The sequence below is a fragment of the Sphingopyxis granuli NBRC 100800 genome, assembly GCF_001591045.1.
Classification (GTDB): domain Bacteria; phylum Pseudomonadota; class Alphaproteobacteria; order Sphingomonadales; family Sphingomonadaceae; genus Sphingopyxis; species Sphingopyxis granuli.
Genome location: NZ_BCUA01000026.1, coordinates 3,667 through 23,218 on the forward strand (window position 1 = coordinate 3,667; position 19,552 = coordinate 23,218).

At 68.3% G+C, this 19,552-nt stretch carries 1 protein-coding gene (cut by a window edge); it reads left to right on the top strand.

Translation table 11 applies throughout. The annotated features are described in order from the left end of the window. On the top strand, nt 1–19,552 hold the 5' portion of the coding sequence (locus SGR02S_RS08390; RefSeq protein WP_067107955.1) for a CARDB domain-containing protein. The gene runs 17,483 nt beyond the window's last position; only the first 19,552 of its 37,035 coding nucleotides appear in the window; it begins with the start codon at nt 1–3; its stop codon lies beyond the right edge, outside the window.

Consider the following 19,552-nt stretch of genomic DNA (forward strand, 5'->3'; position numbering starts at 1 on the left):
ATGCTCAATGGTTTTAGGCGTGGAACGTCGCCTGGCCGCCCACTCGCCAATCTCTTCAGCTTCGGGGAAGGGGCCGCGCGCATCCGCGCCGAACAGCGCAAGGCGGCGCTGCGCCGATCGTCGATCCTGTCCAGCCGCCTGTCGGTCGAGGCGCTCGAGCCGCGCCTGCTGCTGTCCGCCGACGTCGCGCCGATCGACGTCGGACTCGGCCTTGGCCTTCCGTCCGGGCTGGTCGCCAGCATGGAGCCTTCCGCCAAGTTCCTGACCGTGATGCCGTTCGACGGAGCCGGCGCCGGCACCGGCATTGGCGGCATCGCGCCGGGCATCGACATGTCGGCGCTTTCGGTGCGGGTCGGCGGCTATGCGCTCGATGTCGACGGCGCCGACACGGCCAGCGGCTTTTATGCCCATGGCGGCTCCGGCGGCTCGGGATCGGCGGGCGCGCCGGGCACTACCGCCGCGCTGACGACTTTCGGCGGAGCGGACGGCGAGGGCGAGGGGATCTCGCTTCTGTCCTTGTCGGCCCCGACAGCCGTGCCCCCGGTCACCGGTTCGCTCGACGTGCCGGGCGCGACGCAGAGCTTCACCTTCACGCTGACCGAGGCGCGCAAGGTCTATTTCGATTCGCTGACCGACCGGTCGAACATCCGCTGGTCGCTGGTCGGGCCGAACGGCACGCTCGTCAACGGCCGTGCCTTCGGCGCGTCGGATTCGATCGATATCTCCGGGTCGAACATCCTCGACCTGGCCGCCGGCGACTATCGGCTGACCGTCGATGGCGACGGCGACGCGACGGGGGCCTTCGCCTTTCGCCTGCTCGACATCGCCAATGCGGCGCCTATTCAGGCCGGCGCGCTGGTTTCGGCGCAGAACGAGGGGCGCGCCACCGACCTCTATGCCTTCGACGCGGTCGCCGGCGAACGCTATTTCTTCGACCGGCAGACGCTGACCGGCGGCACGGTGAGCTGGCGGCTGATCGGTCCCGACGGCGAATATGTGCGCGGCCCGGACTATTACAACGATTCGGGCATGTTCGCGCTCGACCGCACCGGCACCTACACGCTCGCGATCGAGGGGGTGGACAGCAACAGCGCCGCGTTCGACTATGGCTTCATCCTGTCGCGCGTGACCGCGACCGAAGCCGCGCTGACGCCGGGCGAACTGGTGCGCGGGCGGATCGAGGGCGCGGGCGACACGATCACCTATATCTTCGATCTGGCGGGTGAGACGCGGCTGCTGTTCGACGCGCTGCGCGACGACCGCGGCTTTCAATGGAGCCTGGCCGGCCCGCGCGGCACGGTGGTCGACGGGCGCTATTTCTCCAATTCGGAAGGCAGTTCGGGCCAGCCCCTGCTGGCGCTGCCCGCGGGGCGCTACCGGCTGACGGTGGGCGGCGGCGGAAGCGACGCGCGGGGCGACTTTGCCTTCCGCGTGCTCGACGCGGGCGCGGCGCAGGACGTGACGGCGCTGCCCGGCTTCGGGGGCGCGGTCGGCGACGGCGGGGTGAGCGACGCGATCGGGCGCGGCGAGGGCGCGCCGCTCGACTATTCGGGGTTGCCCGGGACCGCCAACCACGGCTGGGACGTCAATCGGCAGAAGGACCTGATCGTCGCCGATTCGGACGCGCTGCGCCCGGCGACGCTGACGCTGGAGGCGTGGGTGCGCAGCGCGGAGGCCGTCGACGACGGCGACGGCGGCATCATCGTGTTCGGCGGCGACCCCTATCAGGCGATCCTGTTCAAGGGGTCGAGCACGTCGTGGGACGACGGCTATGGCCTGCTGCGGATCGGCGACACGGTCCGCTTCTATCTCAACGACTGGTACGACGCCTATATCGAGGCGCCGATCGAGAGCGAGCGGTGGGTGCATGTCGCCGCCACCTATGACGGCGCGGTCATGCGGCTTTACGTCGACGGCCTGCAGGTCGCCGAGCGCGACTTCGCCGAGGCGATCCGCCACAGCGGCGCGCCGCTGGTGATCGGCGGCGGCCCGCAGGCCTATTATCCGTGGAACGGGGCGATCGACGAGGTGCGCGTCTGGGACGTGGCGCGTTCGGCGGCCCAGATCGCCGCCGCCGCGCAGGCGCCGCTGTCGGGCGGCGAGAGCGGGCTCGTCGGCTATTGGCGGTTCGACGAGGCCGACGGATGGACCGCGGCCGATTCCTCGCCCTCCGGCTCGCCCGCGACCGGCGGCGCGCCGGCGACCGAAACGCGGCTCTACAGCTTCGCCGCGGCGAAGGGCGAGCATTGGTATTTCGACGTCGCGAGCCAGAGCGGCGCTTCGCTGACCGTGCGCGTCTACCGTCCGGACGGGACTCAACTCGTCGCGCCGACGGCGCTGGCCGACCTCAACCTCGCCAATCTGCCGATGGACGGCACCTATCTGATCGCGGTCGAAGGCGTTGTGGGCAACGGCGGTGCCGCCGCCTTTTCCGCGCGCATGGTCAAGGTCGCCGATCCGACGCGCGCGATCGCCGTCGATTCCCTCGTTACCGGGCGGCGCGAGCCCGGCGAGCGGCACACGCTGACCTTCACCCTGACGCAGCCGGCGCGGCTGCTGTTCGATTCGCTGACCAGCCGCTGGGACCTCCACTGGACGCTGACCGGACCGCGCGGCGCCGAGGTGAACCAGCGCGCCTTCGCCTATTCGGATTCGCTCGACCTGTCGTCGGGCCTGTCGTCGCTGCTCGACCTGCCCGCCGGCACCTATAGCCTGATCGTCGACGGCAGCGCCGGCGAGGCGGTCGATTACGCTTTTCGCCTGATCGACACCGCGAACGCCCAGCCGGTCGCGCTCGACGCCGACGTCACCGGCAGCTTCGCGACCGGGGGGACGAGCAACGTCTATCGCTTCGACGCCGCGGCGGGCGACAAGGTGACGCTCGAACGGCTGATCGATGCGACATCGAGCGACTACAGCATCGGCTGGCGGCTGTTCGATCCGTTCGGGCGGCAGGTGACGAACGCGAACTACCTCCATGGCACCTCGACCGTCGATCTGCGCGTCACCGGCACCTATACGCTTGCGATCGAGCAGCGGGTCGGAGCCGCGCCGATCGGCTATGGCTTCCGCGTCAACCTGACCGAGCATGTCGCGCTTCCCGACATATCGGGCGGCGCGCTGTTCCAGCTTGGCGACACGCTGTCGGGCACGCTGGTCGCCGGCGGCGAGCCGGGGCTGCATCGCTTCACCGTCGCCGGTCCGACGCGGCTCACTTTCGATTCGCTGACCAACGACAGCGGCAAGACTTGGACGCTGCTGGGGCCGAACGGCGTCGAGGTGAGCAGTCGCAGCTTCAGCGCCAGCGACGGCACGAGCATCAGCGGCAGCGCGGTGATCGACCTTCCCGCGGGCGGAACCTATCAGTTGCGCGTGTCGGGCACGGCCGGCGCCTATTCGATGCGGCTGCTCGACCTGGCGGCGGCGACGCCGATCACGCCCGGCGGCGCGCTGGTCGAGAGCCGGCTGCTGCCCTCGCGCGCGACCGACATGTACAGCTTCACCGGCGTCGCCGGCGAGACGCTCTATCTCGATACGCAGACGGCGCTCAGCAGCGGCAGCTTCCGGCTGATCGATCCGTTCGGCCGGCTGGTCGTCGGGCCCGTGGGCTTCGCGGACCGCGAACTGGTGCTGCCGGTCGACGGCACCTATGTCCTGTTGATCGAGGGGCGGGTGGCGAATACCGCCGCCGACGACGATTATTCCTTTGTCCTCAACCGCCCGCGCGATCCCGCGCCGCTCGACCTGACGCTCGGCGCGCGGATCGACGGCGTTCTGGCGGCGGCGGGCGACGTCCAGCGCTATCGCTTCCAGCTTTCGTCGGAGCGGCTGCTGGCCCTCGACAGCTTCACCGGCAGCACGACGCTGACGTGGCGCCTGAAAGGACCCGGGATCGATTATTCGGCGTCGCTGCGCGATGCCGACGGCGCCTTTCAGGGCACGCGCCCGCCGCTGATGCTCGCGGCCGGGGACTATGAGCTGCTGATCGACGGCACCGGCGCGGCGGTCGGCCCCTATGCCTTCCGCCTGCTCGACCTTGCCGCGACGGCGACGCCGCTTGCCGCCGATGGCGCGACGATCGCAGGTGCGCTGGCGCCGTCGAGCGAAACCGACGTCTATGCGCTCGACCTTTCCGCAGGCGAGACCATCGTCTTCGACGCACAGACGGTGCCGGCATCGAGCACGATCCGCCTGGTCGATTCCTTCGGCAACGAGGTGACGGGGGCGTTGACCTTTGCCGACCGGACGCTGGTCGCGGCGGTCACCGGGCGCCATTATCTGCTGGTCGAAGGGCGCGCCACCAACACGGCGGAAAGCAGCGCCTACAGCTTTGCGCTGATCCGGCCGGTCGATCCCGCGCCGCGGGCGATCGCGCTGGGCGAGACGGTCAGCACCGCGATCGCGCGGCCGACCGAGGTCAACCGCTTCACCTTCACGCTGACCGAGACGACGCGCGTCTATTTCGATTCGCTGACCAACGATTCGACGATCCGCTGGGCGCTGCGCGGCGCGACCGGGACGATCAGTTCCGCCGATTTCTATTACAGCGATTCCTCCGAAGCGTCGGGCGAGCGGGTGCTGACGCTGGCGCCCGGCAGCTATGAGATCGCCGTGCAGGCGGACGGCTATCGCACCGCGCCCGCCAGCTTCCGCCTGCTCGATCTTGCGGACGCGGCGCCGGTGGCGTTGGGGCAGAGCGTCAGCGGGCGGCTGGAGCCGTCGAGCGAGACCGACATGTACCGTTTCGATGCGGCGGCGGGCGAGCGATATTATTTCCAGAACCTACTGGGCATCGGCAATGCGACCATAAGGGTCATCCGGCCCGACGGAACGCAGACGCGCACCCCGGCCGGTGTCGCGGACTATGAATTCACCGCCGATCAGGCAGGCACCTATGTCGTGATGATCGAGGGGCGGGTGTGGGACGCGACGGCGCGCGATTATCGCTTTGCGCTGCACCGGGCGACGACCGCCGCGACGGCGATCGCGCTCGACGGCAATGTCGAGCAGCCGTCGCTGCTGCGCCCCGGCAAGATCGGCAATGCGCTGTCGATGACGACGCACGAGCAGATATTGGTCGACGATCCCGCGCTCGACCTGCGCGAGGATCTGACGATCGAGTTCTGGCTGAATCCCGAGCGGATGACCGACAGCTGGACGCCGCTGATCTACAAGGGCGAAGGGACCGACGGGCGCGGCTATACGCTGTGGTACAACAGCAGCGGCTATGTCCACCTGTCGAGCTATCGCGGGACGGCCAACGACACGCTGGAGACGGCGAGCGGATCGGTGCCGCAAGGACAGTGGACGCACGTCGCCGCGGTGATCGAGCGCAGCACGGGGCAGATGCGCATCTATCTGAACGGCGTGCTGGTCGCGTCGCGCACCAATGTCCCCACCGCGCCGCATAACGGCAGCGCCGCCTCGCCGCTCTATATCGGCACCGGCCCCGAACAGAACGACAGCTATCAGAAGCTGGAAGGCGCTATCGACGAATTGCGCATCTGGGACCATGGTCGGTCGGCGGAAGATATTCTCGCCGGGATGGACGGGGCGCCGTCGGACACCGGCGGGCTCGTGCTGCGGATGGATTTCGACGCGATCGCGGGCGGCACGGTCCGCAACCAGGTGTCGGGAGCGGATGTTCCCGTCCTGCGCGACCTGGCGGGACTGGACGGGGTGATCGAGGGGCGGCTGACGACGCCGGGCGATACGCGCACCTACAGCTTCACCGTCGCCGAACCGAAGATGCTGCTGTTCGATGCGCTGCACGACAACAGCCAGATGACCGTCACCATCACCGGACCGGGCGGCGTTTCGGCGGCGCGCAACATGCGCAACGGCGAAAGCCACGAATATGGCAGCGGCAATCCGCTGATCGAGGTCGGGCCGGGGACCTATACCGTGACCGTCGACGGCACCGGCGCGGCCACCGGTGCCTATGCCTTTCGCCTGATCGACGTCGCAGCCGCGCCCGTCCTGCCGCAGGGTAGCGTCGCGACGGGGCGGTCCAGCGGGTCGCGCGACAATGCCGTGTGGCGGATCGACGCGGCGGCCGGGGACCGGCTGTTCATCGACCTGCAGCAGTTCGGCGGATCGCTGGGCCGCGCCAGCTTCCGCCTGTTCGACCCCTTCGGACGGCAGATTTCCGGTCCGGTGCAGGTCGGCGACATCGACACCGGCGTGCTCGCCTATGGCGGCACCTATACGCTGGTGATGGAGATGCGCGCGGCGGTCGTGAACTGGCCGGTCGATTATCGCGTGGCGGTGTATAACATGGCGCAGACCGCGCCGGTGCCGATCACGCTCGAAGGGCCGAACCCGGATGCGCCGACGGTCGTTGCCGGGGTCGACGGCAACGCGCTGAAGCTGCGCGGGGTCGATTATGTCGAACTGCCCGACGGGCCCGACGTCGACCTGACCCGCAATTTGACCATCGAGGGCTGGTTCTTCCTCGACCGCTTCACCAGCAGCTGGATGCCCGTGGTGTCGAAGGGGCTGGGCGACACCGCGCCCTATCGCCTGGCGGTCAACAGCAGCGGCCAGATCTGGGCGACGGTGCGCGATGCCTCCGGACGCGAGGACGTCACCAGCGCGAGCGGCGTGGTGCCGACCGGCGAGTGGGTCCACATGGCGATGGTCGTCGATCGCGACAACCGGACGCTCAAACTCTATGTCAATGGCCAGGAAGTCGCGTCGCGGCAGATCCGCCTGAACGACAATGTCGACGTCGCCGACCCCTTCTACATCGGCCATTATGACGATGAGACCATCTATGCCCCGATCGAAGGGGCGGTCGACAGCTTCCGCCTGTGGGGCGTCGCGCGCAGCGCGGCGGAGGTTGCCGCCGACATGGCATCGGCGCCCCCCGCCGGGACGCCGGACCTGAAGATCGCGCTCGATTTCGATTCGACCAGCCTGCCCGCGGGCGCGCTGCTGCGCAGCACCAACCCCAATGGCGTGACGGGACGCATCGCGACGCCGGGCGCCGAGAACCGCTACAGCTTCACGCTGACCCAGACGACGCTGGCGCTGTTCGACAGCCTGACCAACAACAGTCGGCTGCGCTGGAGCCTGACCGGCCCCGATGGCGACCTGATCGTCGACGGACGCCGCTTCGACCAGTCGGATTCCTTCACCTTCACCGGCAACCCGGTGCTGGCGCTCGCGGCGGGACGCTATGAACTGACGATCGACGGCATCGACGATGCGGTCGCCGACTATAATTTCCGCCTGCTCGACCTCGCCAATGCGGCGCCGCTGGCGATGGGGAGCCGCGTGACGGCGTCGCTGACCCCGTCGAACGCGACCGCCATCCATCGTTTTTCCGCCAATGCGGGCGAATCCTTCTTCTTCGACGTGCTGAGCGTCAAGAGCGACGTGCGCTGGCGGTTGATCGACCCGAACGGCAACATCGTCTTCAACCAGCAGTCGATGGCCGACATCGACGGGCAACTTCTGGCGCTCAGCGGGACCTATACGCTGCTGATCGAGGGGCGCATCGATCAGGGGCTGGCCGCGGCCTATGATTTCATCATCTATCCGATGGCGGTGCAGACCGCGCCGCTGACCATCGGCGCGCAAATTTCCTCCACCATCTCGCAGCCCGGCGAGCGCGACGTCTACAGCTTCACGCTGACCGAACGGACGCGGCTCGTCTTCGACTCGCTGCTCTATCAGGGCGAGCTCAACTGGTCGCTGGCGGGGTCGGACGGACAGATCGTGTCGGCGCGCCGCTTCGACCAGAGCGACGGACTGAATTTCACCGGCAACCCGGTTCTCGACCTTGCGGCCGGCGCCTACACGCTGACCATCGACGGCAATCGCCAGTTCACCGGCGCCTATGCCTTCCGCCTGCTCGACCTCGCGGCGGCGGAGTTGCTGACTGCCAATCAGGGGACGACCGGCAATCTGGGGCCGCAGGGCCGCGAGACGGCCGCCTATCGTTTCGAGGCGACGGAAGGGATGCGGTTCGGCATCGATGTGCTGAACAGCCCCAACTACAATCATCGCCTGCGGCTGATCGATCCGCTGGGGCAGGTCGTGTTCGGCCCGACCTCCATGCAGGACAGCGGGCTGATGACCGCGGCGATGGCGGGCACCTACACGCTGCTGGTCGAAGGCTATGCCGCCGAAGGCAGCAATTTCAGCTACAGCTTCCTGCTCGACGTCGCGGCGCAGCCGCCCGCCAACGGAGCGACCGGACAGGATTTCGACGCCGACGGGCTGCCCTATGTGCTGGTCAATCACCAGGGGGCGGCCGCGCAGGTGCTGCGCGACGGCGAGAATGATTTCCTGCGGCTGACCGACGCGCTGAACAACAATCCGCACAACAGCGTCTTCTTCTCCGCGACCGGCAGCGGACGGCAGGACGTCGTCGATGTCGGCTTCGATTTCCGCATCGAGCGGCGCGCGGGGCAGGCGACCGACCCCGACGGCATCGCCTTCGCCTGGCTGCCCGTCGCGCTCTACGGCGCCGGCGGCCCGGGGCCGACGATCCCGCGCAGCGGGTCGAGCGGTCTCGAGCCCAATGTCGCGGGGGCGCTGGGGATCGGCTTCGACAGCTTCGCCAACAACGGCGAGGTCAACGCCAACCATGTGTCGATCCATTACAACGGGGTGAAGCTGACCGACATCGCCAGCCCCGGCCTGACGCTGGCCAGCGGCGATTGGACGCATGCGCGCATCCTGATGACGCGCACCGCCGGCGGCACGCTGCTGACCATCCGGCTGACCGCCGAGGGCGGCACCGCGATCGAGGTCGTCACCGACTATTTCATTCCCGGCATGGAGCTGGAGGCGGGGCGCGTCGCGCTCAGCGCCTCGCAGGGCACCTCGACCGGCGATCAGGACGTCGACAATATCGCCGTCGCCATGACCCCCGCGGCGACGGCGATGCCCGCCGTGCCGTTCGGCGAGGCGGTGACCGGTTCGATCGCGCGCACCGGCGCGGTCGAGCGCTACAGCTTCACGATCACGCAGCCGACCGCGGTGGTGTTCGATCCGCTGACCAACAACGGCAATTTCCGCTGGCAGATCAGCGGGCCGAGCCAGACCCCGGCGGCGCGCCAGTTCACCGCGTCGGATTCGCTGAACTTCAGCGACAATCCGGTCATGCTGCTCCAGCCGGGGACCTACAGCCTGGCGATCTCGGCCGGGACGGCGACGGGCAGCTATGCCTTCCGCCTGCTCGACCTGGCGCAGGCGGCGGCGCTGACGCCGGGCGAGCAGCAGTCGGTGACGCTGAATCCGGGCAACATGACCCAGTTGTTCCATTTCGACGCAGCCGCGGGCGAGCGCCTGTTCTTCGACTATATGAGCGGCGCGACGCTGCCCTATTGGCGGCTGATCGACCCGCGCGGCAACACGGTGTTCACCCCGCGCTCGATCGGGTCGGATTCGCAGGTCGAGCTGACCGAGACCGGCCGCTACACGCTGATGGTCGAGGGGCGCATCGCCAATGCGGAACCGCAGACGACGGCGTTCCGCCTGGTGTCGATGACCGACCGCGACGCGGCGCTGACCGTCGGCGCGACGACGCAGGGGACGGTGCCGCTGCCCGGCGACCGGATGCGCTACAGCTTCTCGCTGGCGCAGGATGCGCTGCTGCTGTTCGACAGCCTGACGGGCAACGGCAATTTCCGCTGGAGCCTGACCGGGCCGCAGGGCACGACGATCCAGGACCGCACCTTCGCCAACAGCGATTCGCAGTCGCGCACCGACGCCACGCCCTTCCTGGCCGCGGCGGGCGACTATGTGCTGACGGTGTGGGCGAACAACGACGTCACCGGCGATTATGCCTTCCGCCTGCTCGACCTCGCGTCGGCGTCCGCGATCGCGCTCGATACCGTCATCGACGGCCTGCTCGAACCTGCCAACAGCACCGGCCTGTATAATTTCGTCGGCGAGGCCGGCGACAAGCTGTTCTTCGACTATCTGTCGTCGGGGCCGACGGGGCGCTGGCGGCTGATCGACCCGCAGGGCCGCCAGATCGTCTACAACAACACCGGCGCGAGCAGCGACATGGGACCGGTCGTGCTGACGCGTTCCGGCACCTATACGCTGGTGGTCGAGGGGCATGTCACCGTCGCGGGCGCGTCGGCGCCGGTCCAGTTCAAGGTGTCGAAGCTGGTCGACAAGGTCGCGCCGCTGACGCTCGGCGCAACCCATTCGGGCACGTTCGCGCAGCCGCAGCAGGAGGATGTCTATCGCTTCACGCTGGCGGAAGGCGCATTGCTGCTCGTCGATCCGCTGACCAGCGACGGCAGCCTCGTCTGGACGCTGACCGGGCCGCGCGGTGAGGTGGCGAGCAAGGGCTTCCAGAGCTCCGACGGCGCGTCGGTCGGCGCCGCCAACCCGGTGCTGGCCGTCCCGGCGGGCGACTATGAACTGCGGGTGCGCAACAACAGCACGACCGCGCGCGACTATGCGCTGCGCGTCCTCGATCTCGCCGCCGCGACCCCGATCACCCCCGGCCTGCCGGTGACGGGGACGCTGAGCCCCGGATCGGAGACCGAGGCGTTCCGCTTCGAGGGCGAAGCCGGCGAACGCTATTATTTCGACCGTCAGGCCCTGTCGGGCGGCAGCGCCTATTGGCGGCTGATCGCGCCCAACGGGCGGCAGTTGTTCAGCGGCTATTTCAACGACGTCGACAGCTACGTCCTGCCCGACACGGGCACCTACACGCTGCTGCTCGAAGGCTATATCGGCGACGTCGGTTCGGTCTATACCTATGGCTTCAACGTCTTCGAGAACCCCGAAACCGCGCCGATCCCGATTCCGGGGCTGGAGGTGCGTCCCGCCCCCGACCTGATCCCGCAGGGCGTCACGGTCAGCGGCGAGGGGGCGATCCAGTCGGGCGGCACGATCACCGTCGCGTGGCAGACGCGCAACGACGGCACGCTGCCTGCGACCGGGACATGGTCGGACCGGCTGATCCTGCGCAACCTCGACACCGGGCAGATCATCGGCAATTTCGTAATAGCCGACAACGGCGGCGACCTGGCGCCGGGCGCGTCGCGCCAGCGCCAGACGACGGTGAGCCTGCCGACCGGCAACGCCGGCGTCGGCCGGATCGTCGCGATCGTGACGACCGATATCGCGAACGCCGTGGCGGAGGAGAATGCCTCGGGATCGGCCGAGACCAACAATGAGGCATCGGTCGAATTCCAGTCGATCCTCGCGCCCTTCATCGACCTGAGCGTCGGCCAGGTCGCGGTGGAACCGGCGAGCGGCTGGAAACCCGGCGATACCGTCACGATCAACTGGACGACCACCAACAGCGGCAACCGGCCGACCGCGGGCGCCTTTTCGGAGCGCATCGTCGTGCGCAACGCGTCGAGCGGGCAGCAGGTGCTGCTCGCCACCGTCGCGGCGGCCCCGATCGACGCGGGCGCGTCGCGCAGCGGCAGCTACAGCATCGTCTGGCCCGAGGGGCTGATCGGGCACGGCCAGTTCACCTTCACCGTCACCACCGATATCCTCGATCAGGTCGCGGAGGCGAACGACGCCGGAACCGGCGAGACGAACAACGCGGCGGCGCTGACGATCACCTCGGCCCCCGATCTGGTGATCCGCGACATGGCGATCGACGCCACCGCCCCGCAGGCGGGCGACAGCATCACGCTGAGCTGGACCGAGGCCAATATCGGCAATGCCGCGACGCTGGCGGGCTGGAACAACCGGGTGCTGGTGCAGAACATCACCACCGGCGAGACTTTGCTCGATACCGCGGTCGCGAGCGACATGCTGCTCGCCGCCGGGACGGAGCGGGCGCGCAGCTTCACCTTCAAGCTGCCCGACGGCGCGCGCTCGGTCGGGTCGATCCGCGTCACCCTGTATGCCGACCAGAATGCCGGGGGCGGCGGCAATGCGGTGCGCGAGGTCGCCGACGGCCGCAACGCCGAAGGCAACAACAGCGCGCAGCTGACGACGCCCGTCGCGGCGCGCGTCTATGCCGACCTGCGCGTCGGCGACGTCGGCGCGCCGCCGACCGCGATCGGCGGCGGGACGATGACGGTGAGCTGGCGGGTCGACAATGCCGGCGCGCCGGCATCGGCCGAGGGCGGCTGGGTCGACCGGGTGATCCTGAGCGCCGACGCGGTGCTCGGCAACGGCGACGACATCGTCATCGGCGAATATCGCCGCACCGATCCGCTCGCCGAAGGCGGCAGCTATACGGCGTCGCTCGACATCGCGCTGCCCTCCGACATCGGCGGCCTCTATCGCCTGTTCGTCGTCACCGACGCTGGACAGGCCGTGGTGGAGCCCGATACGCGCGCCGACAACGCCAGCGCGCCGGTGGAAATCCAGATCAGCGCGACCGCGCCGAACCTGGTGGCGGACGCGGTGTCGGGGCCCGCCGGCACCGTGTTCGGCGGCGATCCCTTCACCGTGTCGTGGCGCGTCCGCAACACCGGCGACGCCCCCGCCGCGGGCGGGCATATCGACCGGCTGATCCTGTCGGCCGACGGCGTCGTCGACGCGAACGATCTGGTGCTGGCCGAGGTGGTGCGCGGATCGGGGCTCGCGGTGGGCGACAGCTACACCGCCAGCGTCGAGGTGCGGGTGACCGACGGCCGCGTCGGCGACTATCGCCTGATTCTGGTGACCGATGCCGGGCAGACGGTGTTCGAGAATTTCCTGGAAAGCGACAACAGCGTCGTGTCGCCGGTGGTGCGCTTCGCCGCGACGGCGGCGCCCAATCTGGTCGTCGACAGCGTTTCGGTGCCGCCGGGCGCGGTGCCCGGCGAGACCGTCCTCGTCACCTATGTCATCCGCAACACGGGCGAGAGCGCGGCGACCGCGCCGTGGGTCGACCGTATCTATATCGACGACGACACGACGATTTCGGGCGCGCAGCAGCTTGTGTCGGTGCCGCGCAATTTCGACCTTGCGCCCGGCGAAACCTATGAGGTCAAGCAGCTCGTCACCATTCCGACCGGCTATACCGACGGCGAATGGCGCATCTTCGTGCGCGCCGACGCGCAGGGCCAGGTCTATGAAGGCGGGCGCGACGGCGACAACGACGGCATGTCGGGCGCGCTGATGCTGACCCATCCGGACCTGGTGCCGGTGCTGATCCAGGGGCCGGAAGGCGGCAACGCCGAATCCTTCTCCGAAATCGAGGTGCGCTGGCAGATCCGCAACGACGGCACCGGTTCGACGCTGGGCGGCTGGACCGATACCGTCTGGCTGTCGCGCGACGATGTGGTCGGCGCGGGCGACATCAAGCTGGGCGAGCTGATCGCACAGGCGCAGCTCGCGGCGGGCGCGATCTATGACGGGGTGCTCAAGGTCACGCTGCCGATCGACGCCAGCGGTCCCTGGCGCCTGATCGTCCAGTCGGACAGCGGCGGGGTCGTCGCCGAAACGGCGGCGGGCGAAGCGAACAACATCGGGTCGATCGCGCTCAACGTCGGGCTGTCCGATTATGCCGACCTTGAGGTCAGCGACGTCGCGGCGCCCGCGCAGACGATCGATGATCCCGCGCGCGTCCGCGTCGAGTGGACCGTCACCAACGTCGGCACCGGCGCCGGTTTCACCCACGGCTGGACCGACCGGGTGATCGTGTCGCGCGACGGCGTGCTCGGCAACAATGACGACATCGTGCTCGGCGAATATGTCCACAGCGGCGCGCTGAACGTCGGAGAAACCTATCGCGCGGGGCTCGACCTGATCCTGCCGGCCGGATTCCACGGCCGCTACACGCTGTTCGTGCAGTCGGACGCGAAGGGCGAGGTGTTCGAGAATGGCGCGGAGGCGAACCGCGGCGTGCTGGCGGGGAATTTCGACGTGTCGCCGATTCCGTGGGCGGACCTGGTCGTCGCGTCGGTCGCGGTTCCCGCCGGCGCGGTGTCGGGACAGACGATCGACGTCACCTGGCGCGTCACCAATCAGGGCATCGGGCTGACCAACAGCGGCGAGTGGTTCGATCAGGTCTATCTGGAACGGACCGACGGCACCGGCCGGGTGCGGCTGGGCAGCGTCAACCACCTCGGCTATCTGGCGCCGGGCACCAGCTATGACCGTACGGCCAGCTTCCGCCTGCCCGACGGGCTGTCGGGCGCCTATCGCATCGTCGTCGAGACGCCGGGGTCGAGCGACCCGCGCAGCGGCCCCTATGAGTTCGTGTTCACGACCAACAACAGCCGTGCGTCGGACGCGATGGCGATCGCGCTCGCGCCGCCGCCCGACCTGGTCGTCGACAGCATCTCCTTCCCCGCGACGGGTGTCGAGGGGCAGGTCATCGACGTCGAATGGACCGTCCGCAACGCCGGCACCGCCAATGCGACCGGGACGTGGACCGACCGCGTCTATCTGCGCAAGGTCGGCGACACGGGCGCCGGCACGCTGATCGGCACCTACAGCTACACCGGGCCGCTGGAGGCCGGAAAGACCTATAGCCGCAAGGAGGAAATGCGGCTGCCGTCGAAGACGAGCGATCAATATGAGCTGATCGTCGTCACCGACGCGGGGAACAGCGTCTACGAGCATCTGAACGAGGACAACAACCGGCGGGTCAGCAGCACCGCGATCCTGGTGTCGGCGCTGCCGCGACCCGACCTGCGCGTCAGCGAGGTCATCGCCCCCGACCGCATCACCGCCGGCGCGACCGCGTCGATCGAGTTCAAGGTCGTCAACCAGGGGCTGGTCGCCGCCAACGGGCTGTGGACCGATCAGGTGTGGCTGTCGCTCGACGACAAGATTTCCAACGACGACATATTGGTGTCGAGCCTGCAGAACCCGTCGGCGCTCGGCTCGCTCGAGGAATATCTGTCGGCTTCGGGGACCTTCACCATCCCCAAGCGCTTCCGCGGCACCGTCTATATCCTCGTCGCCACTGACAGCGGCAACGCCATCGACGAATGGCCGAACGACACGGCGCAGAGCAATATCGTCGCGCACGAGATATTCGTCGACCCGATCCCCTTCGCCGATCTGGTGGTCGACAGCGTCGTCGCCCCGGCGCAGGCGTTCGAGGGCAACAGCGTCACGGTGCGCTACAGCGTCACCAACCGCGGCGCCGGCGACACCGACCTCGGCCGCTGGACCGAGCAGATCTGGCTGACCCGCGACAAGAACCGGCCGCATCCGGGGCAGGGCGACATCCTGCTGACGACGCTGACCTATGACGGCGGCATCCTGGTCAAGGATGCGGGATACGACCGCGAACTGACGCTGACGCTGCCCGAGGGGCTGGTGTCGGGCACCTATTACATCATGCCGTGGGTCGACCCCTATGCGACGCTGCTCGAGGATTCGCTCGCGCCCAACGTCAATCCCGACGACCCGAACGAGATCAACAGCAGCAACTATCGCGCGCGTGCGATCGACATCGTCGGCGTCCCGCCGCAGACTTTCACCCGCGCGATCGCCGTCGATGCGGTCACGGCCGATCCGGTCGGCGTCGGCGGGGGGCAGTTCAACGTCAGCTGGACGGTCCGTTCCAACGGCAACGCGGCTGCGGCCAAGTGGATCGATCGCGTCTATCTGGCCGATGCGCCGCTGCTGGAAAATGCGACGCGGCGTTTCGACCTCGGCAGCTTCGACAATCTGAAGCCGCTCGACCCCGGCCAGTCCTATACCAACAGCCAGACCTTCACGCTGAACCCCGCGGCGGCGGGGATGTACGTGATCGTCGTGTCGCAGCTGGCGGGCGATCCGAACAATCTCGACAACAACGGCTTTGCCGCGACCAGCGTCACCAACGCGCCCGCCGACCTGCGCGTCGTCCAGGTCGTGCCGGCGGCGCCGACGGCCCCGGCCTATTCGGGCGAGAAGACCAGCGTCACCTATACGGTCGAGAACCGCGGCGGCGCGGTGTGGAGCGGCACCCAATATTGGACCGACGAAATCTGGATATCGAAGGACCCCGTGTTCGACACCCGCCGCGCGCAGAAGGTCGCGACGGTCAACGTCACCAACGGCCCGCTGGGCGCCGGGGACAGTTATAGCCGCACCGCCGAATATTCCCTGCCGGCGGGGGTCGAGGGCGAATATTACGTTTATGTCGTCGTGAACTCGGCCGGCAACACGCCGGTGCCCACCGACATCGTCCGCGACGGCGGCAACAGCGCCCTGCTCGACCGCTTCGCCAAATATGCCTTCGAACTGCCGCAGGGCAACGTCGGGCAGGCGGCCTTCCCGGTCGTCTATCGCGAGCCCGACCTGCGCGTCACCGAACTGACGCTGCCCGACACTATCGCCGCGGGCAGCACGATCACCATCAGCTTCAAGGTCGAGAATGTCGGCAACCGCGCGACGCGCGAGGACAGCTGGACCGACCGCGTCTATCTGTCGCTCGACGCCTCGCTCGACGAAGGCGACTGGCTGATGTCGCGCGAGAGCGCGCCCGGCGTGATCGTCCGTGCCGAGAACAAGCATGTCGGCGTGCTGGAGGCCGGCGAATCCTATTACGCCACCGTGACGGTGACGCTGCCCTTCGAGCTGAACGGGGCGATGCACGTCATCGCGATGACCGATTCGGAGCTCGCCGATTCGGGCTATGCGAACAGCACCCTGTCGCCGCGCCTCAACGGCGTGCGCGGATCGCTGGCGGGCAAGGTTCGCGAGTTCCAGGGCGAAGGCAATAACAGCACCGCGAAGGCGGTAACGCTGACCCCCTATACGCCGCCCAACCTTCAGGTGACGGCGCTCACCGCGCCCGAACGCGCGGTGCGCGGACAGACCTTCCGCCTCGAATATCGCGTGACCAACAACGGCGGGGCGACCCCGGCGCTGCAGGCGCAGTGGGACGACCTGATCTATCTGTCGCGCGACCCGTTCCTCGACCTGACGTCCGACCGCTATATCGGATCGGTCCGCCACACCGGCGGGCTGGCGGCCGGCGACAGCTATGACGTCGCGCTGGACCTTGCGGTGCCGACCGACCTCGGGACCGAGGCCTATTATGTCTTCGTTGTGTCCGATCCCGCGCGCTACAACGCGACCGGGCAGGTTTTCGAGAGCGACGAGCGGGACAATGCGCGCGTCAGCGCCGTCCCGATGGTGATCGAATTGCCGCCGCCGACCGATATCCAGGTCATGGACATCACCGTGCCCGATACCCAGCGGCCCGGCGACGAAGTGACGATCAGCTGGACGGTGAAGAATGTCAGCGACGTCGTCGCGGCGGGGCGCTGGACCGACGCCGTCTATCTGTCGCGCGATGCGACCTGGGACGTCGGCGACAAGCTGCTCGGCCGCGCCGATTACGGCGGCGTCCTCAATCCCGACGGCACCTATACGCTCAGCCTGACGACGACGCTGCCCGGCGCGGCGGCGGGCGACTATCGCATCATCGTCCGCGCCGACGTGCGCAACCAGTTGCACGAGGATGTCGGCGAGGCGAACAACACCACCGCGTCGGCCGAGACGCTGTCGATCGCCGTCGATACGCTGACGCTCGGCATCCCGCTGACCGTCGCGCTGGCGCCGGGGCAGGAGCGGCTCTACCGGATCGAGGTTCCCGCCGACAAGACGCTGCGGCTGCGCGTCGGCTCCGACGACGAGCGCAGCATCAACGAGGTGTTCGTGCGCCACGACGAGGTGCCGACCTCGGCCGCGTTCGACGCGACCTATACCGGCCCACTGGCGCAGGAACTGACGGCGATCGTCCCCGGCACCGAGCCCGGCGTCTATTATGTGCTGGTGCGCGGCTACAGCGGCCCCGCCGACGGATCGCAGGTGACGCTGGTCGCCGACCTGCTGCCGCTGGTCATCACCGACATCCAGACCGATCGCGGCGGCGATTCGCGCTATGTGACGACGACGATCAAGGGCGCGCAGTTCCACCCCGACGCCATCGTCAAGGTGTCGCGTCCCAATATCGCCGAATATGAACCCGTCGCGTGGAAGGTCGTCGACGCGTCGACGATCATCGCGACCTTCGATTTCACCGACGCGCCGCACGGCCTTTACGACATCAAGGTCATCAACCCCGACGGCGCCCAGTCGAGCGAGCCCTATCGCTTCCTGATCGAGCGCGGGATCGAGCCCGAGGTGACGATCGGCGTCGGCGGCCCGCGGGTGATCCTGGCGGGCGACCAGGCGACCTATTCGGTGGCGCTGGAGAACCGGTCGAACCTCGACGCGCCCTACACCTATTTCCAGGTCGGCGTGCCCGAGCTGGGCAGCAACCAATATGTCTATGGCCTGCGCTTCCTCGACTTCTTCACCAACGTCCGCGGCGCGCCCGAGGGCGTGCTGGCGGGGGTCAACGCGCTGGTGCCGTGGCTGGGCCTCGAATCGATCACCAACACCAACGGTCAGCTCATCACCTCGGGCTTCCTCTACGATCATCCGGCCGACGGCTTCACGGGCTTCACCTTCAACGTGTCGACCTATCCGGGGCTGAAGGCGATGGCGGATCGCTCGTTCGAGGCGTTCCGCGCGCAGATGGCGCAATCCTTCCCGTCGCTCGACAATCTGCTGGCGGCGGGCGAGGGGAATCTCGAAAACTGGTGGGATGCGGTCAAGGACCTGATCGCCGACCAGCTTCCCGCCGCGCGCGGGGTGCTCGACCAGCTCGACTTCGTCGGCCTCTATCAGTCGAACGCCGCGACGCCGAGCCGCGACGAGATTCCGTTCATCCCGTTCCGCTTCCACATCCTCGCCTCCGCGACGACGATGACGCGGGCGGAGTTCGTCGCCTTCCAGATGAACGAGGCCCTGCGGCTGCGCGACGCGATACTGGCGGCGGACGACGCGCCGCCCGCGCTGCTGGCGCTTGCCGCGAGCGAGCGGGATTGGGTGAACCTGTATCTTGCCGCGCTGGAGGATGCGGGATTGCTGCGCCCCGAGGGCGAGGTGCCGCCGATCCGCACGCAGGCGCATATCGTCAGCCTGATGGCGACGCTGGCGTCGGGTATCCTCTATGGCCCGGCGGGCAGCGAAATCCGCTCGAACGGCGATTACCTCGGCTTCTTCGAGCAAGTGCGCGCGCTGTACGGCCACAAGAACGGCCAGATGGCGGCGATCGAATATATGGATCCGCGCCAGAGCCCGCGCTACACGGGCGAGGTACCGATCCCGGCGCTTCCCGACGCCGCCGACTATGATCTGGGCCTGAGCGGTCCGACCTGGTTCGAGGCGTTCCGCGTCTATGTCCCCTGGGTCGATTTCGCGCAGCGCGGCGCGGGCCTGCCCGCCGATTTCCAGATCAACGGGCCGGAGCCGGTCGATGGCGATCCGCTGGCGCAGCTCGATTTCTCGCGCTTCTTCACCAGCGGCGGCGCGGGTGGGCGGCTGGCGTCGATCACCGGGCCGCAGACCATGGACACGCTGGGCTGGCTGCCCGCGTCGGCCGAGCTTCCCTACAGCATCGGCTTCGAGAATTCGGCCGGATCGTCGCGCTACACGAACGAGATCCGCATCGTCACGCAACTCGACCCGCAGCTCGACGCGCGCAGCTTCACCTTCGGCGACATCCGCATCGGCGACATCACCATCGACGTGCCCGACGGGCGGACGAGCTTCCAAGCCGAATATGACTTCGTGCGCACGCGCGGTTTCATCCTGCGCGTCAGCGCGGTGCTCGACCTCTATCAGC